Raw genomic sequence first — 13652 nt, forward strand, 5'->3', positions numbered from 1 at the left:
GTTTCAAGTTCAACAGGTGCAATGAAGACAAATCTGGCCTGATCAAGGATTGCACCTGCCGGTCCTAAAACAACTGCGGCAACGGCAGGGAAACGCTGCAACGAAGCGATGCAATCGCCGAAGCGCCAAGATCACCTGACTCACTGAACACCCGTGCGCAGGTCTGAGCGAGTGGAGGTGATCCTGCAGCGCCTCAACGAGCAGTACCCAGAAACACCGGTACCCCTTGATCACAGGGATCCGTTCACCCTGCTGATCGCTGTTCTGTTGAGTGCCCAGTGCACCGACAAGAAGGTGAATGAGGTGACGCCAGCGCTGTTTGCCGCCGGACCGACACCCGCCGCCATGGCGGCACTCGAGGAGGAGCAGATCCTGGCGTTCATCCGGCAGCTCGGGTTGGCCAAAACCAAGGCCAGAAACGTGCGGCGCCTCGCCCAGATTCTGGTGACGGCCTACGACGGCGACGTTCCCCAGAGCTTTGAGGAACTCGAAGCGTTACCCGGCGTGGGGCACAAGACAGCCAGCGTGGTGATGGCCCAGGCCTTCGGCGTGCCCGCCTTCCCCGTCGACACCCACATCCACCGGCTGGCTCAGCGCTGGGGCTTGAGCGACGGCAGCAGTGTGGCGCGCACAGAACAAGACCTGAAGCGCCTCTTCCCCGAGGAGCACTGGAACAAGCTGCACCTGCAGATCATCTTCTGGGGCCGCGAATTCTGCACGGCACGGGGCTGCAACGGCACCGTCTGCCCCATGTGCCGTGAGCTTTATCCGAAACGGCGTCGTCCTGTGATCACACGCAAGCCCTGATCAAGACAAGTTCTCTTCAGCGTTGGCCTTGATCACGCAATCAGCGCTGGGATAGCTCACACAAAGGAGGGCAAACCCCTGACCCATCTGATCTTCATCGAGAAAGCTCTGATCGGTCTGGTCCACAGAGCCACTCACCAAACGGCCGGCGCAGGTTGAACAGGCGCCTGCCCGACAGGAATAGGGCAGATCAACACCGGCCTCCTCAGCCGCATCGAGGATGTACGTGTCATCAGGGCAGGCAAAGCTGGCACCACCCTCGATGCTGATGTTGAAAGAGGCCATGACGTGGAAGGTCCTGAAGGGTTGGTAGCTGAATCAGACCATCCGAGCCAGGAAAGCTGGACCTGCAATGTCGTCTCTTGAATGGGTGGGGGGAGGTGCAGGCGAGGGAACCTGCGCTTGTTCAACCTCCCGAAGCGTTGGCAGTGATGCTCGCGCCAAGCGAATCATCACGCGAATAAGAACAGCTCTTACTAAGCAGTAATGCCTAAAGACGTGCGCATCGATGCCCGCCAAAGCGCCAGCGTCATGGACAGTGCAGCGTGAAAGCAATGGTGCTTTCGATGCGTCACGGAGGGGGTGGGCTGAGGGGCCTGCTCCTTTTTTTGGCCCTGACCCGGAGCCTGAAGACGACTTGACCGCCCACGCCCACCCTTGCTAGTACAGATGTACTTGCAGCATGGTCATGGGAGAGGGCTGGCTGATCGACAGCGACGATTGCTGGATCTGGCGATTCCACCGGGATCAGAAGGGATGGATCAACGAGCCGAAGGTCTTCATCGACAGAGGCCGTCGCCTGCCGGATGGCCCTCCCCTGCTGAAGGAACGCCGACATCTGCGAAAGACCGAAGCAGAACAGCTCTGGGCGTCCTTGCAGACCCAGGGCTGGAAGCGCCTTGCATCACCGGCCTGGGGCGACGCAGCTGAACTTTGACAAAGCCCGCTGGGGCCAACTGCGGGGCTGTCCATCAGCAATCCCACTGCACGCCTGGAGTTGGCATTTTGGTCGTGTGAGGAAAAACGCCTCACGGGGTGGAAACAAGGTCACACTCCCGAGAGTCGTTTTGGAGCCCCTGCCTTCGGCGGGGGTTTCTTTTTGTCTGCAGGGAAGCCCATGGAATCGGTCATCAACGAAATCGAGTTCAATTTCGAGCAGACCGTCAGCATCCGAACTGACGTGAAGCTGAGCAAGGACGACGTGAAGCAGATCGTCACGGAAGCCCCAGCAGAAACGCTGGAGGAGATCGTCTACCAAAGCCTGGTCACCGATGAGTTGAACCTGAGGGCGAGGGCCAAGGAGATCGCCGCCAAGCTCAAACAGGACACCCTTGAAGTGAACAGGATCGAGTACTGGGACGACGAAGGGAACAAGGTCTGAACCTGTAACCGCTGGTTGACCTGAACACCCCAAGCACCAATTGCGATTCCTCCATTGATGAGGAGTGGATGAACATCCTCCGGTTGATGAGAAATGGCCGCTGGCGGAGCTTGGCCTGGTTGGGCCATGGGGCAAGAAGGCGCCCTTGAACGCTGTTGCGCACTCAACGTCAGCTTCGCCAGCAGGCAAGCCCCGATCCTTGATGGATTACCGCTGGGCATTGTCAGAACATTCAAGCCCTGGCCCTGCTTTTGCCAGGCAAAGAACGCCGGTTCTTTCGACAGAACAAGCTGCACCGGGTCGATGGATGGCGAAAATTTCGCGGCTGTTATCCCGCCGCAAAGCGCAAACCCGTTGATTCAGTTCGTCGAACCACGGTCCACTGCAGTTAGCCGATTCTGCTGAGAACGGGCTCCAGATTCCAGTCGTAGCCGCGAACGACCACGTCCGCGCGGCGTTTCAAAGGGTGAATGAAGCGTCGCTCACCCGGCAACATCTCCCACAGCATCTGGCGAATCACGTACAAAGCCGGCCGCTGCCTGTCGCGCACATCACGCCAGAGGCGTTGAACCAACCGCTGCAGAAGAGGCGTTTCGATGTACACCACCAGCGAGATCGGCACAGACTCCAACAGATGTTGCGGCCCGTAGGAGCCTTCCACCAGAACCAAGTCATAGGGCTGCTGCAACAACCTGGAGTTGACCTTGCGGCTGCGCATGTCGTAGCTACGCAGGGAGTCGAGCTGCCGGTAGCGAACAGCGCTGAGCTCCAGCTTCAACTGATCCGCATCAATGGCATCCACCGTGTCGAAGCCGTAGCGCGAGTTGGGCGACCAACCACTGCGGTAGTAGTCGTCGCAGGAGATCAGCAATGGCTGGTACCCCCTGGCACGCAGTTGCCCAGCCAGATGGGCCGCGAAGGTTGTTTTGCCGGCCGCGGACGGGCCGCAGATGCATACCAGAGGTACTGCCCCAGACATGCGCCGCCTTCACTCACGCCAATGCTGACAACACACCCCGAACAAGGCAGCAAAAAAGTAGCCGTTGATACAGATTGAGGCTATGGTGAAGTCACGTTGAGCCTCATCCACAGGCCGCAGTCAGATCCACGCCAGGCAACGGGGGTGTGGGCACCGGGCAAGAGAGAGATGAACACCCTTCAACTGATCAAGGCACGGACTGTGCGCAACCAGGCCATCGAATCGGCCAGAACACAGATGGCACGGGCCTTCCGCCACCAAGGCCACACCGACCGGGTGCACACCCCGGTGGGAACCAGAACCAAGCTGCTGCGCTATCGCGGCGTCACCTACGAACCGATTGATCCGCAGCAGCACCCAACCGGCGGGCGGGAACTGCGTTACCGCGGCGTCGGCTACGACGTGTACTGAAGCCAAACATGCACCGATGATTGAAGCGGGGAGCATCCCCGCTTTTTTCATGGGCTGTTGAGGGTGACGAAGAACCAGTTGCGCACTGCCTTGTTCTCAGCTGCAGCAGTGACCTTCAGCGCCGGGGCAGCCCTGGAACCGCCGTTGCAGAACCTGACCAACCTCGCCAGGGCGGGCACGAGCTTCAGCGCCAAACAGCTCTGCAGCGGTGTGCTCATGGCTGGAATGGATCCGAATCGGATGCTCAGGGAAGATCTGGCCGCCGGCCAGGGGCTGATCCAAACCAGGATCGAGCCCGGGGCTGGGCGCGTTGAAGCCAGCGCCCTGTTCGGACTGTTCCGCTCTGAAGCCGTTCAGAACGGAGAACGGGGCTGCACCTGGCGGATGAACGGGCAGCCATCGCCACGGTTGTTCCGCCAGGCCAGCCCAGGTAACAGAGATCCCAAGCCAATCGGAGGTCCCTGGCGCCTGGTCGACATGGCTCCTGCAGAGCCACCGGAGATCGATCGCCAGGCGCTGAACGATGTTCTCGATCGCGCCTTTGAGGAAAACGAGCCACTTGCACCCAAACGAACCCGTGCCGTTGTGGTGGTGCAGGACGGCTGGGTGATCGCTGAGCGCTACGCCCAAGGCATTCAGCCGAACATGCCCCTGATCGGCTGGTCGATGAGCAAAAGCATCACCCATGCCCTGATCGGACTTGCCGTCCAAAAAGGAATTCTGGATCCGGACAAGCCGCCGAGCGTGCCTGAGTGGAGCGATCCAGAGGACCCTCGTCGACGAATCAGCCTCGATCAACTGCTGCGGATGAACAGCGGTCTGGCCTTTGAGGAATCGACGGGAGACCTGAACTCAGATCTGGTACGAATGCTCACCCAGGAAGCCGACATGGCAGGGTTCGCCGCCAGCCAGCCCCTCATCAAAAAACCAGGCAAGAAGTGGAGCTACTCATCCGGGACCACCAACATTCTCAGCCGGATCCTGAGGCACGCCATCAACGACGATCAGGACTACTGGGCCTTTCCCTCAAAGGCTTTGTTCGCCCCCCTGGGCATGACGACGGCTGTGCTGGAAAGCGATAACAGCGGAACTTTGGTGGGCTCATCGCTGGCCTGGGCCAGCGGACGCGATTGGGCTCGATTTGGCCAGCTTTATCTGGATCAGGGCCGATGGAAGGGCAAACAACTTCTTCCCGCGAACTGGGTACAGCGGGCGCGAACGGCGTCGCGAGGTTCCAAGAAGGGATATGGGGCGCATTGGTGGCTCAGCCGTCGCAAATCTCGGCCTGATCTCCCCAACAACAGCTTTTCAGCGGAGGGCTACCAGGGACAACTTTTGCTGATTGCGCCATCCCAGCGTGCTGTGATCGTGCGTCTGGGACATACACCGAACAAGGCAGGATTCGATGCCAATGCTTTCGGGGCTGATGTTCTCTCAGCCCTGCGATAAGAGAACGGCAGAGCTCAGCTTTTGTCGCCGCCCTTGGGAACGAAAGCCTGGGATGCTGCAACAAGAAGCCCAGTAATCAACAGGGCAGGAAGGATGACGGTTGGACCGCCTGGAGCTGTCTGGGAAGCAAACAACAGCATGGTGTGGCAACAAAAACCATTGGATACCCTGACAGAACAGGGACCAAACAGCGACTCCCGCAAACGTTTGTCGCAGAGGCCAAGGCTCAGCAGATCACAACAGGGAAGAGGAAGAGCTCACCCTGTACAGCCTCACAAACGCGAGCAGGACCGGATGGCCTGGCGCGAGGTTTCGTCGTTGCAGAAACCGTGGTCGAAGCCGTTGCCGGAAATGCCTTGCGCGGCCGGATCAAGGAATGGCGCATCCACTCGTCAGCACGAAAGGGGGCGTAAGGAGAACTGGCAGACATGAGCTATGGAGCAGTACATCTGTTTTAGTGCGCATGTACTACACCGTCAACCCAGGCGCCCTCGGCAACAATCACGGCAGCAATCGCCCACCCGCAGGTGCCGCAAGAGAACGAGGCCATCACCAGCCGCTTGAGCCGGATCGAAGCGCGTCTAGCCAGGATTGAAGAGCTTCTGGTCAGCGCCAGGGATGGTGAAGATCAGAACACCATGGCAACGCAACAACAGTGCTACCAGGCATGGATTCACTACCTGAACAACACCCCTGAAGCCGTTGAAGCGCACCTCACTGCCCACGAGATGGCCGTCCTGAAAGCCTCCATCAACGTCCAGGTTCCAAGCGATTCGTAGAGTTATACACAGCTTTTCCACAGGACTCAAACAGGTGATCCTGGCGAGCGCAGCGATTTTGGCGATCGGCGTGGAAAACACGTCAGACGCTCAACAGCTCCTCCGTAAATCCCGCGTTTCATTGCGAAGAATGCTGTGCTAGCGGTTGATTTCAAGCAAAAAAAGCATCAGTGATTCTGAAAACGCCTCAAGTGGCAACGAAGTGTCTTCTGCTGTGAACCAAGCAAAAAATCCTCCGCGGAAGCATGAAGGCCCCAATCCTTCGGAAGGGCCGGTTGAAAAACTGTGGAAAAACAAAAGTTTCTGTTGCGAGCACTGCAGACAGCCGGGTGACGTGCATTTCCGGGTCTGCAGCGCCCAACTCGCGGACTGGATTCTGGTGTGCGAAACCTGCTGGCCGAACTTTCGCGACCAAGCCGGTTATCGCTATGGAGGAACGCGCAAGGCCAACCGACGCCAGCGAAAACGGCGGTAGAAGGATGAAGGCTCAGATCAGTTCACATTGGTGACGGATCACCGTGCCGCGGCGCTCCCAGAATTCCGGCGCTGATTCATCAACAACACGCCACCACCAACGGCCATCGGTGTAACTGGGGGCACCTGCATTGTTGGTGCGCGGAAGTTGCAAGTCGAGATCGCGCCAGTGCAGCAAAACACCGTCCCCAGGCAGGGTTCCCTCCAACGTGTTGGGAATGCCCTCCTCCAGACCGGTGAGATCAACGGCTCCGCGTGTGATCTCAACACTGAGTCGATCCCCATCACAAACCCAATCCGCCCATGAGGGCTGGGGCGCCACCAACAACCAGCAAAGCAACAACAACGCAAGACCTAAGCCTTTCGCGACAGAATTCAGCAATGCTGTTAACCCTCATCTACGACGGCGGGTGTCCATTCTGTCGGGAGTTCGCCCTGCGCAGTGAGCTCCAGGCGGGTGTAGCCAACCTGCGCATTGTTGACGGACGCGCCGATCACAACCTGCGTCGCGAGCTCAATGCCCTCGGATTGCCATTGCGCAATGGCGCCGTTCTGATTGAAGGAGAACAGAAGTGGCATGGCAGTGAAGCCATTGCAGAACTCAGCCGGCGCATGAAGCCCAGCGATCCCCTGCTGAGGCTGCTGGCCAGGCTGTTCGCTGACAACCAACGCTCAGCACTGGCCTATCCCGCCCTGTTGGCAGCCCGGCGCCTGGCCCTCGCCACACGCGGCCTGAGCGTTGACCCGGATCAAGTTCCATCACGCTGAGGCAATGAGCCAAAACACGGGTAGTCGCAACCGATACCTCTGATCTACCGTCGAGGCACGCCTAAAGATTTTCTTAAGCATCGATCCCGATCCCTTTGTTCCTGACGCGCTGAGCCATCAGCAACTCAACGCCTTGCTGAAAGCGGCGATGGATCCATCCGCCGTTCCTGAAGGGCGACTCAGCGATGACGAACTGCTGCGCGCTGCACTGAGTGCATGGGCCGACCAAACCCAGGAGCTGCTGCGTTGGATTGAAAGCCAGGGCGATGCCGTGAGCGACACGCGATCACCCAAGCAGGTGATGGCGCTGGGAAGTTTTCGCACCCATCTGGTGATGGGCCTCAAAGCCCTGCGCTATTCCGAGGGCTGAACCCTCTGCTGTTCCCGACGGGCATCGCAACATTCCTCGAGAACGGAAAGAAACTGTTCCGGCTCCGGTTGATCATCAAGATCGAAGCGAGTGGCAGTGGTTACCGTGAAGTTGATCCAGGTTTCCACTTCAGGGCCACCGGATGCCATCACGAGGTCGTAGCAGGCTTGAAAATCTGAATCGGGTGCAAGATCACGTGCCGCATTGATGACGTCGTACAGCTGATCCAAACCTTCCGTTTGAGCGTCAGCAAAGACGGCACGAATGCGAGCCAACATCAGCAGGCACGCTCAAGCTCAACAACAGAAACCTCTGCTGTGACATTGGAGGCTTCATCAGCAAGCTCGAGCAATTCTGCATTGAGCTCCAGCAGCATCAATGCAAAGGAGGATGCAAATTCGATGCAAAACGACTCGTCTTTCACAGCACCGCCGCGATGAATGCGAAGGGTCTAATCAACACAACAAGTTGACTGTGGATCCCGCAATCCTGCTTTACACAGTCACCTCAATATGAGAGAAATTCACTCAATCTGTATCGAAAAATCAAATCAGCCGCAGAAGGAATACACGGCCGCTAGCGGATGCAGAGCTCAAGCCGCCACAGGTTCGAGCATGGAGCTGACGCTGGGCTGAAATCCGATCTCACGCAACCGGGCGTTGCTGACACGGGCATTGAAGACACGGGCGCCAGGTCGATCATGGTTGTCCCAGATCACGGGAGGCAATCCGAAGTCATCACACAGAGCATTGGAGAGCTGACGCCGGGTGAACTGGAGATCATCCACAAGGTTGTAGATGCCTTGGAGCCGCCGGCCGAAGGCGAAATCAACGCCACGGATGATGTCGTGGAGATGAACCCAGGCGTTGATGTGATTACCGTTCTTCCGAACCGACTGTCCAGCAGCGCTGCGGATGTAGGACGGGATGTCCTTACCGGGACCGTAAATACCACCAAGCCGCAGCACACAGGCCTGGGTTGAGGCGTCGTTCAACGCAAGAACGCAGCTCTCGGCGCTGGCCAGAAGAGCGTTGGCATTGTTGGAACAATCCGGGGGCGTCAGCTCATTGCAGATCGCACCGGACTGATCGCCATAAACACCTGCACTGCTCAGGTACGCCACATGCAGCGGCTTAAGCCCTTGCCGTTGACGGATGGCATCCACCAGGGCCGGCACTGCCTGGCCATAAACCTTCTCGTAATGATCCTCTTCAAAGGTGGCGGTGGTGGGGGCCATCGCAATCAGAACGCCATCAAGCCGATCCAGGAAGCTGGTGTCTGCCATCGGGTCGCCCGCGCTGTAGAGACGGGGGTGGTCAACCAGATCGCAGAGTTCAGCCAACCGTCCGGGGGTTGTGGTGGTGCCGACAACCTCATGGCCTTGGTGCCTGAGATGGGCTGCAACAGCAGAACCGACATATCCACAACCAACAATCCCGAAACGGCCCGGCATACCTGGTCAAACACCTTTTACAGAATTTAACGAACGAACATCGGGCGTGCCGTGACAATGGAGACATGCTTTCGATGCTCCTCAACCTCCTCTGGGTTGTTCTCGGCGGACTGCCCATGGCGCTGGCCTGGTGGCTGGCCGCACTGATCTGCGCGATCAGCATCATTGGCCTGCCATGGGCGCGTTCGTGCTGGGTGATCGGCTGTTTCTCGCTATGGCCCTTCGGCTCCGAGGCCATGAACCGGCGTCAGCTCAGGGGACGAGGCGATCTGGGAACGGGCCCCCTGGGTGCACTCGGCAATGTGATCTGGTTCCTTGTGGCCGGCTGGTGGTTGGCCCTGGGTCACCTCAGCAGCGCCCTGGCCTGTTTTGTCACGATCATCGGCATTCCCTTCGGCATTCAGCACATCAAGTTGGCGTTGATTGCCCTGGCCCCCGTGGGCATGACGGTGGTGAAGTCAAGACACTGATCTGATCGAAGCTCTGATCAGAACAGCAGCTGAACCAGCCAGACCATCGCCAAACCGAGCACGCCGGCCAACAGCAATCCACTCACCAAGAAAGTGATCGCCGCAGCCAGTCCGATCCTGGCCATGGTGTCTGGATAAAGAAGAAACAAGGTGAGCCCAAGGGCCAGAGGCCACAACGGCGGAATCAACAGGCAGACCCCGGTGAGGATCATCAGCTTGCGATCACGCCGTTGCTTGGCCTCCAGCTGAAGGGCCATGGCATCAACCTCGCGATCAAGCTCAGCCTGCTCATCGTCACTGAGCCAGCGGCCACGAGCCTTCGCACGATCCAGCTCATCCTCGAGCCGTTCAGCGGGGTTGCCCTTGCTCATCGGCTCACTTTAAGGAGCTTGGGCCTGCAATCAGATCGACTTGAGAGCGCTCCAGCACTGGATTAATGACAGGGATGCATAGATCGGAAACTTAGATTTGACTCGAATAGGTATTCCTATCTAGGTATTTACCCGCCGCAATAATTTCGTTGCCTTAAAAGAAAAATCAGCATAGTGTCACCAAGCGAATCGAAAAAGACATGCTGAGTACAAATTTGGAATCACCAAACGCTGCCCAATCCTGCGTCACTGAATCACAAGTGAATGCCTACTTTGAGTGCCTAACACTCTGCAATCTCGATGATGGCAGTTGCTACGAGCAATGCATTCTCGTGCATCTGAAAAACGAGGTTGATGCATGAAAAGCTTGAGTAATCAAACACAAATGGGCTTGGCTTCCCTTGCCTCAACTGTTGCCATTGCTCTTCTCGTGATTGGCTTCATGGGCATGGCCCAGCACATCAACGCCAGCCTGCTCTGAAGCACTTGCTCACTTCTGGCGTTTGAAGGTGTAGCAACCGCCGTGGTAACCGGTGAAGGGTTGGGCATACGTGACCAATTCCCATCCCTGCTCACCCAATTCATTCATCAGGCCCACCAGGCTGACGTCACGCTGCGGGTGGCTTCTTGAGATCAGCTGCCGGTCATCCAGCCAGAGCTCCTCGATTTCTCCGGTCCATGACTTCCCCCGCGGAACAAAGCGCAACTGGGTGTATTCCCACCGCATCACCAAGCATCAGCCGAACGACGCACCATCTTCACCGCAGACGGCACCAACCGGGAGCGACAATTCAAGAACCCGCTGTTCTGTGATGCGTCGCCTGCTCGCCCAGCTCGTTCTGCTCATCGGCCTGATCACGCTCACACCCGGCTGGTGCGACGCCTTGGAGGTACCCCTGCAACGCATTGATGCCAATGGCATTGGCGAGTCGATCGGCAGCGTCACCGCGCAAGACACCGACCAAGGCTTGGTGATATATCCCGATCTCGCGGGGCTGACACCCGGGGAACACGGCTTCCATCTCCACAGCACGGGGAGCTGTGAGGCGGGCCAGACTGCAGAAGGCACCGCCGTTGCCGGCCTCGCTGCCGGTGGGCACTGGGATCCTGACGAGACCGGCCAACACCTCGGCCCCTTCGGAAACGGTCACCGGGGCGATCTGAGCAGGCTGGTGGTGGATGACGACGGCAAGACCAACACCAGCGTGGTGGCCCCTCGGCTCAGCACAGCGGATCTGCGGGGCAAAGCACTGATTGTTCACGCTGGAGGCGACACCTACAGGGACGAGCCCCCTCTCGGTGGAGGTGGAGCACGGGTTGCCTGTGGTGTGGTGCCTGACGAGCGCTGACTCAGCCGTTCACCAGCCGCGCATGGAGGCGGCAGACCCTGATGGCCTGCGCGGGAGGCTGCTGACAGAGGGCACCGAGTTCCCTGTTCAGCTGCTGAAACAGGGAAAGATCCGCTCCGGGAATCGAGGGAAACACCAGGAACAAACCTGAGGCGATCAATCCGATCACGCCACCGCTCCAACTCTTAAGAGAACCCTAAGCCCGCATTGGCTAGGGATCGTGTTCGTCCCTGCAGACCACGGCCATCAGAGCATCGATGTGCAGCATCAGGCCAGCACGCCAGGCGGCGTCTTCGTCATGGGCCTCGATGGTCTCCACCACAATCGAGCCTCCACGCTCAATGATCAGGTCATAGGCGGGTGGCATCGGAGTGTTGCTGCGCCTCCCCATTCAGCAGGCAAAGGGCGCCTGGCACATCCCCCACTTGGGGGAGTTCAGCGACAGGTGACCATGGTGAAACGCTTGAGCTCTTCGAACGTTGATCAAATCACCCCTGTTCAGGCGCGTCGGGATCTACCTCGTGCTCAGCACGGCGGCGGTCACCGTCGTCAATCAGCTCGAGATCGAACAGCAAAGTGCTTATCAGATCTACATCCCGATGTTCATTGGGATCTATATCGTTTCGCGTTGGCTCGACAGTCGGTTCAGCCAGGCCTCACAAGAGCAGACCTCACAACAGCCACAGACCAACGCAACGCACGACAAAACCTCACCGTCCACAAACGATCGTGGTTTTGGACAGTGAGGTGAGTCGAAGCTGTTTTGAAGCTCAGCGGCGGGGTTCGGCCTTGCGAACGGAGATGGCGCGACCCATCCACTCAACGTTCTGCAGGTCGTCAATCGCCGACTGCTCATCGGCTTCGTTGCTGAGGTCCACAAAAGCGAAACCACGCTTGCGGCCTGTCTCCCGGTCGAGGGGCAAGGAGCACTTGCTCACTTCGCCGTACTGACCGAACAGATGAATGAGATCCTCCCGCTCAGCGTCCCAGGAGAGATTTCCGATAAAGATCGTCAAAAAAATGAGTTAATCAAGACCTCTTACCCTCGCACACAGCGGCCAGGGGCCGAGCCTTCAGAGGGAATGGCTCAAGGATGGAGTCAAGGGCTACCAAACAATTCTGTTCAAGGCTGAATTCGATAGAAAGCCTTTGCTTCGAGGCGAATTGAGCCTCAACGGAACCAGGCTTGATTCAGTTGAGGCATTGAGATGAGTGGACTCAGCGGAACCAAGTCAGACGACTTCATCAACGCCGCCAAAGCCCGCGGCGAGGCTGCCCTGCTGGACAAGCAGCCCAAATTGACCAAGTTGGAAAAGGCATTCCGCCATGCTGCGATCCGGCGTCGGGCAGAAGATGCCCGCAAAAAAGGGCACCACTCCTAGGTCAGAGAGCGGCCTTTCCAGGTCCAGCCGCGTCCCGTGTAGGTACGCCAGATCGAAACCGGGCCAATCGCACCCACCAGCAACCCACCGGCTCCCATCAGCCACCAAAGGGTGAGGGGCACATCAAAGTTGCTGCGGGTCCAGAGCCGCAGCAGCAGCTGTTGAAGAATGGCCAAGCTCGCCAGGGCCATCAACCACCACCAAGCTGAAGCCAGCAGGGGTTGGAGCCAGAGCAACACGAGCGATGCCGGCAGCAACAGCCAGGGCACGCTGAACATCAACACCACCACCAAGGCGGCACCGAGGGCTTTGACGGGGTCGCGGTCCAGGCCCAGAAACCAGTTCTTGGTCCAGCCCTCCCAAAGCGCCGCGAGATTGCTGTACATCCGCAGATCGACCGCATCAAGCCCCAGCAGATAACGAAGCCGATGGCCTCCAGCCTTGATGGCGCGGGCGAGGGCCAGATCTTCCACCACCTCCCCAGCCAAGGCCCTGTGGCCACCGATCTGCCTGTAGGTGGAGGCCTTGAACAACATGAAAGGGCCCGCGGCAAACGCCACCGGCGAGGCCGGATCGTTGGTTTCGAGGATGGGAAAGCCGAGGCCCAGCAGGCTGGCCATGATTGGCTGCACCATCCATTCCGCCAGGCATCCGTAGCTCAACCGCGGCGCCAGGCTCAGCAAATCCGCCTGCTCATCATTGGCCTGAGCCAGGGCCCGTTGCAACGCATCGGGCTTGAGCCGAACATCGGCATCGATGAACAACAGCCACTCGCTGGAGACCTGTTCAACGGCCTTGCTGCAGGGCCAGTTCTTGCCCACCCAGCGTTCATTGACGGGCCTGGGGCCGGCCTGGATCAGGCGGAAGTGGGACGCCGCAGAGCCAGCACGGAGGGCGTTCTCCACCGTTGCATCGGTGGACTCGTCATCCACCACCAACACCGACCAGTCCCTGCAGGGGGGCTGGTTGGCCAGAACGCTGGCGACACAGGCCTCGATGTTGTGGGCTTCGTTGAAGGCAGGGATCACCACGGTGAGCGTGGTGTCCTGAGCAGCAACGTCCTGGCCCGGCTTCAAGCGCGGTGCAACAGCAAACACCCGTTGCAACCCCAACTGAAGGATCAGCAATCCCGCTGAGGCCGAACCAGCCGCAGCGAGAAACAGCAGGGGCTCAAGCAGGGCAAGGGTCAAAGCCGGGCCATGGTCTGGT

24 protein-coding genes are annotated in these 13652 nt (G+C 58.8%); 12 read left to right on the forward strand and 12 right to left on the reverse strand.

Annotated features, from left to right (window positions below):
* Nucleotides 1-153: 153 nt before the first annotated feature.
* Nucleotides 154-807 carry an endonuclease III gene (gene nth, locus SynA1562_RS07130; RefSeq protein WP_186493306.1) on the forward strand — a complete coding sequence of 218 codons (654 nt, stop codon included), beginning with the start codon at nt 154-156 and terminating at the stop codon, nt 805-807.
* Here the strand turns inward: nth and SynA1562_RS07135 are convergent, their stop codons facing one another.
* Complete coding sequence (locus SynA1562_RS07135) at nt 808-1092, reverse strand: 2Fe-2S iron-sulfur cluster-binding protein (protein ID WP_186493307.1); 285 nt, start codon at nt 1090-1092, stop codon at nt 808-810.
* A gap of 403 nt (nt 1093-1495) precedes the next feature.
* On the opposite strand from SynA1562_RS07135, the gene SynA1562_RS07140 reads away from it, so the two are divergent.
* On the forward strand, nt 1496-1744 hold the full coding sequence (locus SynA1562_RS07140; protein WP_186493308.1) for a DUF1651 domain-containing protein: 249 nt from the start codon (nt 1496-1498) through the stop codon (nt 1742-1744).
* A 180-nt stretch (nt 1745-1924) separates the two neighbouring features.
* Complete coding sequence (locus SynA1562_RS07145) at nt 1925-2188, forward strand: hypothetical protein (RefSeq protein WP_186493309.1); 264 nt, start codon at nt 1925-1927, stop codon at nt 2186-2188.
* 388 nt (nt 2189-2576) lie between these two features.
* Here SynA1562_RS07145 and SynA1562_RS07150 read toward each other — a convergent pair whose 3' ends face one another.
* Nucleotides 2577-3167: a nucleoside kinase gene (locus SynA1562_RS07150; RefSeq protein ID WP_186493310.1), complete on the reverse strand. Its 591-nt coding sequence runs from the start codon at nt 3165-3167 to the stop codon at nt 2577-2579.
* A 168-nt stretch (nt 3168-3335) separates the two neighbouring features.
* Between SynA1562_RS07150 and SynA1562_RS07155 the strand changes: the two genes are divergently transcribed.
* From SynA1562_RS07155 to SynA1562_RS07165, 3 genes are all read left to right on the forward strand, one after another.
* The gene (locus SynA1562_RS07155) at nt 3336-3578 is read left to right on the forward strand and encodes a hypothetical protein (RefSeq protein ID WP_255445579.1); all 243 of its coding nucleotides are present in this window, start codon (nt 3336-3338) and stop codon (nt 3576-3578) included.
* A 63-nt stretch (nt 3579-3641) separates the two neighbouring features.
* Nucleotides 3642-5027: a serine hydrolase gene (locus tag SynA1562_RS07160; RefSeq protein WP_255445580.1), complete on the forward strand. Its 1386-nt coding sequence runs from the start codon at nt 3642-3644 to the stop codon at nt 5025-5027.
* Between the two features lie 527 nt (nt 5028-5554).
* Entirely contained in the window at nt 5555-5806 is a 252-nt protein-coding gene (locus SynA1562_RS07165; RefSeq protein ID WP_186493312.1) for a hypothetical protein, read from the forward strand.
* 487 nt (nt 5807-6293) lie between these two features.
* On the opposite strand, the gene SynA1562_RS07170 is transcribed toward SynA1562_RS07165, so the two are convergent.
* Nucleotides 6294-6662, reverse strand: coding sequence for a hypothetical protein (locus SynA1562_RS07170; RefSeq protein WP_186493313.1), 369 nt, complete (start codon nt 6660-6662; stop codon nt 6294-6296).
* On the opposite strand from SynA1562_RS07170, the gene SynA1562_RS07175 reads away from it, so the two are divergent.
* Together SynA1562_RS07175 and SynA1562_RS07180 are read left to right on the forward strand one after the other, a co-directional pair.
* The gene (locus SynA1562_RS07175) at nt 6662-7048 is read left to right on the forward strand and encodes a DCC1-like thiol-disulfide oxidoreductase family protein (RefSeq protein ID WP_186493314.1); all 387 of its coding nucleotides are present in this window, start codon (nt 6662-6664) and stop codon (nt 7046-7048) included. The two genes, SynA1562_RS07170 and SynA1562_RS07175, sit on opposite strands and share 1 nt — an antisense overlap.
* Before the next feature lie 148 nt (nt 7049-7196).
* Nucleotides 7197-7418 carry a hypothetical protein gene (locus SynA1562_RS07180; protein ID WP_255445581.1) on the forward strand — a complete coding sequence of 74 codons (222 nt, stop codon included), beginning with the start codon at nt 7197-7199 and terminating at the stop codon, nt 7416-7418.
* Here SynA1562_RS07180 and SynA1562_RS07185 read toward each other — a convergent pair.
* From SynA1562_RS07185 to SynA1562_RS07195, 3 genes are all read right to left on the reverse strand, one after another.
* The gene (locus SynA1562_RS07185; RefSeq protein ID WP_186493316.1) at nt 7403-7696 is read right to left on the reverse strand and encodes a hypothetical protein; all 294 of its coding nucleotides are present in this window, start codon (nt 7694-7696) and stop codon (nt 7403-7405) included. The genes SynA1562_RS07180 and SynA1562_RS07185 overlap by 16 nt on opposite strands.
* Nucleotides 7696-7842, reverse strand: a complete 147-nt coding sequence (locus tag SynA1562_RS07190) for a hypothetical protein (RefSeq protein ID WP_186493317.1) — start codon at nt 7840-7842, stop codon at nt 7696-7698. Before SynA1562_RS07190 ends, SynA1562_RS07185 begins: the two co-directional genes overlap by 1 nt.
* A gap of 168 nt (nt 7843-8010) precedes the next feature.
* The gene (locus tag SynA1562_RS07195) at nt 8011-8871 is read right to left on the reverse strand and encodes an SDR family oxidoreductase (RefSeq protein ID WP_186493318.1); all 861 of its coding nucleotides are present in this window, start codon (nt 8869-8871) and stop codon (nt 8011-8013) included.
* A 65-nt stretch (nt 8872-8936) separates the two neighbouring features.
* On the opposite strand from SynA1562_RS07195, the gene SynA1562_RS07200 reads away from it, so the two are divergent.
* The gene (locus SynA1562_RS07200) at nt 8937-9341 is read left to right on the forward strand and encodes a YccF domain-containing protein (protein ID WP_186493319.1); all 405 of its coding nucleotides are present in this window, start codon (nt 8937-8939) and stop codon (nt 9339-9341) included.
* A gap of 17 nt (nt 9342-9358) precedes the next feature.
* On the opposite strand, the gene SynA1562_RS07205 is transcribed toward SynA1562_RS07200, so the two are convergent.
* Together SynA1562_RS07205 and SynA1562_RS07210 are read right to left on the reverse strand one after the other, a co-directional pair.
* Complete coding sequence (locus SynA1562_RS07205; protein WP_186493320.1) at nt 9359-9712, reverse strand: hypothetical protein; 354 nt, start codon at nt 9710-9712, stop codon at nt 9359-9361.
* Between the two features lie 490 nt (nt 9713-10202).
* Complete coding sequence (locus SynA1562_RS07210) at nt 10203-10439, reverse strand: hypothetical protein (protein WP_186495351.1); 237 nt, start codon at nt 10437-10439, stop codon at nt 10203-10205.
* A gap of 85 nt (nt 10440-10524) precedes the next feature.
* On the opposite strand from SynA1562_RS07210, the gene sodC reads away from it, so the two are divergent.
* A complete protein-coding gene (gene sodC / locus SynA1562_RS07215; protein ID WP_186493321.1) occupies nt 10525-11061 on the forward strand; it encodes a superoxide dismutase family protein in 537 nt (178 codons plus the stop codon).
* Nucleotide 11062: 1 nt separating this feature from the next.
* Here the strand turns inward: sodC and SynA1562_RS07220 are convergent, their stop codons facing one another.
* Nucleotides 11063-11230 (reverse strand): hypothetical protein, encoded by a 168-nt coding sequence (locus SynA1562_RS07220; RefSeq protein ID WP_186493322.1) that lies wholly within the window; start codon nt 11228-11230, stop codon nt 11063-11065.
* Nucleotides 11231-11272: 42 nt separating this feature from the next.
* On the reverse strand, nt 11273-11452 hold the full coding sequence (locus SynA1562_RS07225) for a hypothetical protein (protein ID WP_186493323.1): 180 nt from the start codon (nt 11450-11452) through the stop codon (nt 11273-11275).
* A 130-nt stretch (nt 11453-11582) separates the two neighbouring features.
* Here SynA1562_RS07225 and SynA1562_RS07230 point away from each other — a divergent pair, with 130 nt between their 5' ends.
* Nucleotides 11583-11807, forward strand: coding sequence for a hypothetical protein (locus SynA1562_RS07230; protein WP_255445582.1), 225 nt, complete (start codon nt 11583-11585; stop codon nt 11805-11807).
* A 24-nt stretch (nt 11808-11831) separates the two neighbouring features.
* Here the strand turns inward: SynA1562_RS07230 and SynA1562_RS07235 are convergent, their stop codons facing one another.
* On the reverse strand, nt 11832-12077 hold the full coding sequence (locus tag SynA1562_RS07235) for an RNA-binding protein (RefSeq protein WP_115161927.1): 246 nt from the start codon (nt 12075-12077) through the stop codon (nt 11832-11834).
* A gap of 192 nt (nt 12078-12269) precedes the next feature.
* On the opposite strand from SynA1562_RS07235, the gene SynA1562_RS07240 reads away from it, so the two are divergent.
* Nucleotides 12270-12443 (forward strand): hypothetical protein, encoded by a 174-nt coding sequence (locus SynA1562_RS07240; protein WP_186493325.1) that lies wholly within the window; start codon nt 12270-12272, stop codon nt 12441-12443.
* On the opposite strand, the gene SynA1562_RS07245 is transcribed toward SynA1562_RS07240, so the two are convergent.
* Nucleotides 12440-13633, reverse strand: a complete 1194-nt coding sequence (locus SynA1562_RS07245; RefSeq protein ID WP_186493326.1) for a glycosyltransferase family 2 protein — start codon at nt 13631-13633, stop codon at nt 12440-12442. The two genes, SynA1562_RS07240 and SynA1562_RS07245, sit on opposite strands and share 4 nt — an antisense overlap.
* Between the last annotated feature and the right edge of the window lie 19 nt (nt 13634-13652).

It is taken from the genome of Synechococcus sp. A15-62, from assembly GCF_014280075.1.
Lineage (GTDB): Bacteria > Cyanobacteriota > Cyanobacteriia > PCC-6307 > Cyanobiaceae > Parasynechococcus.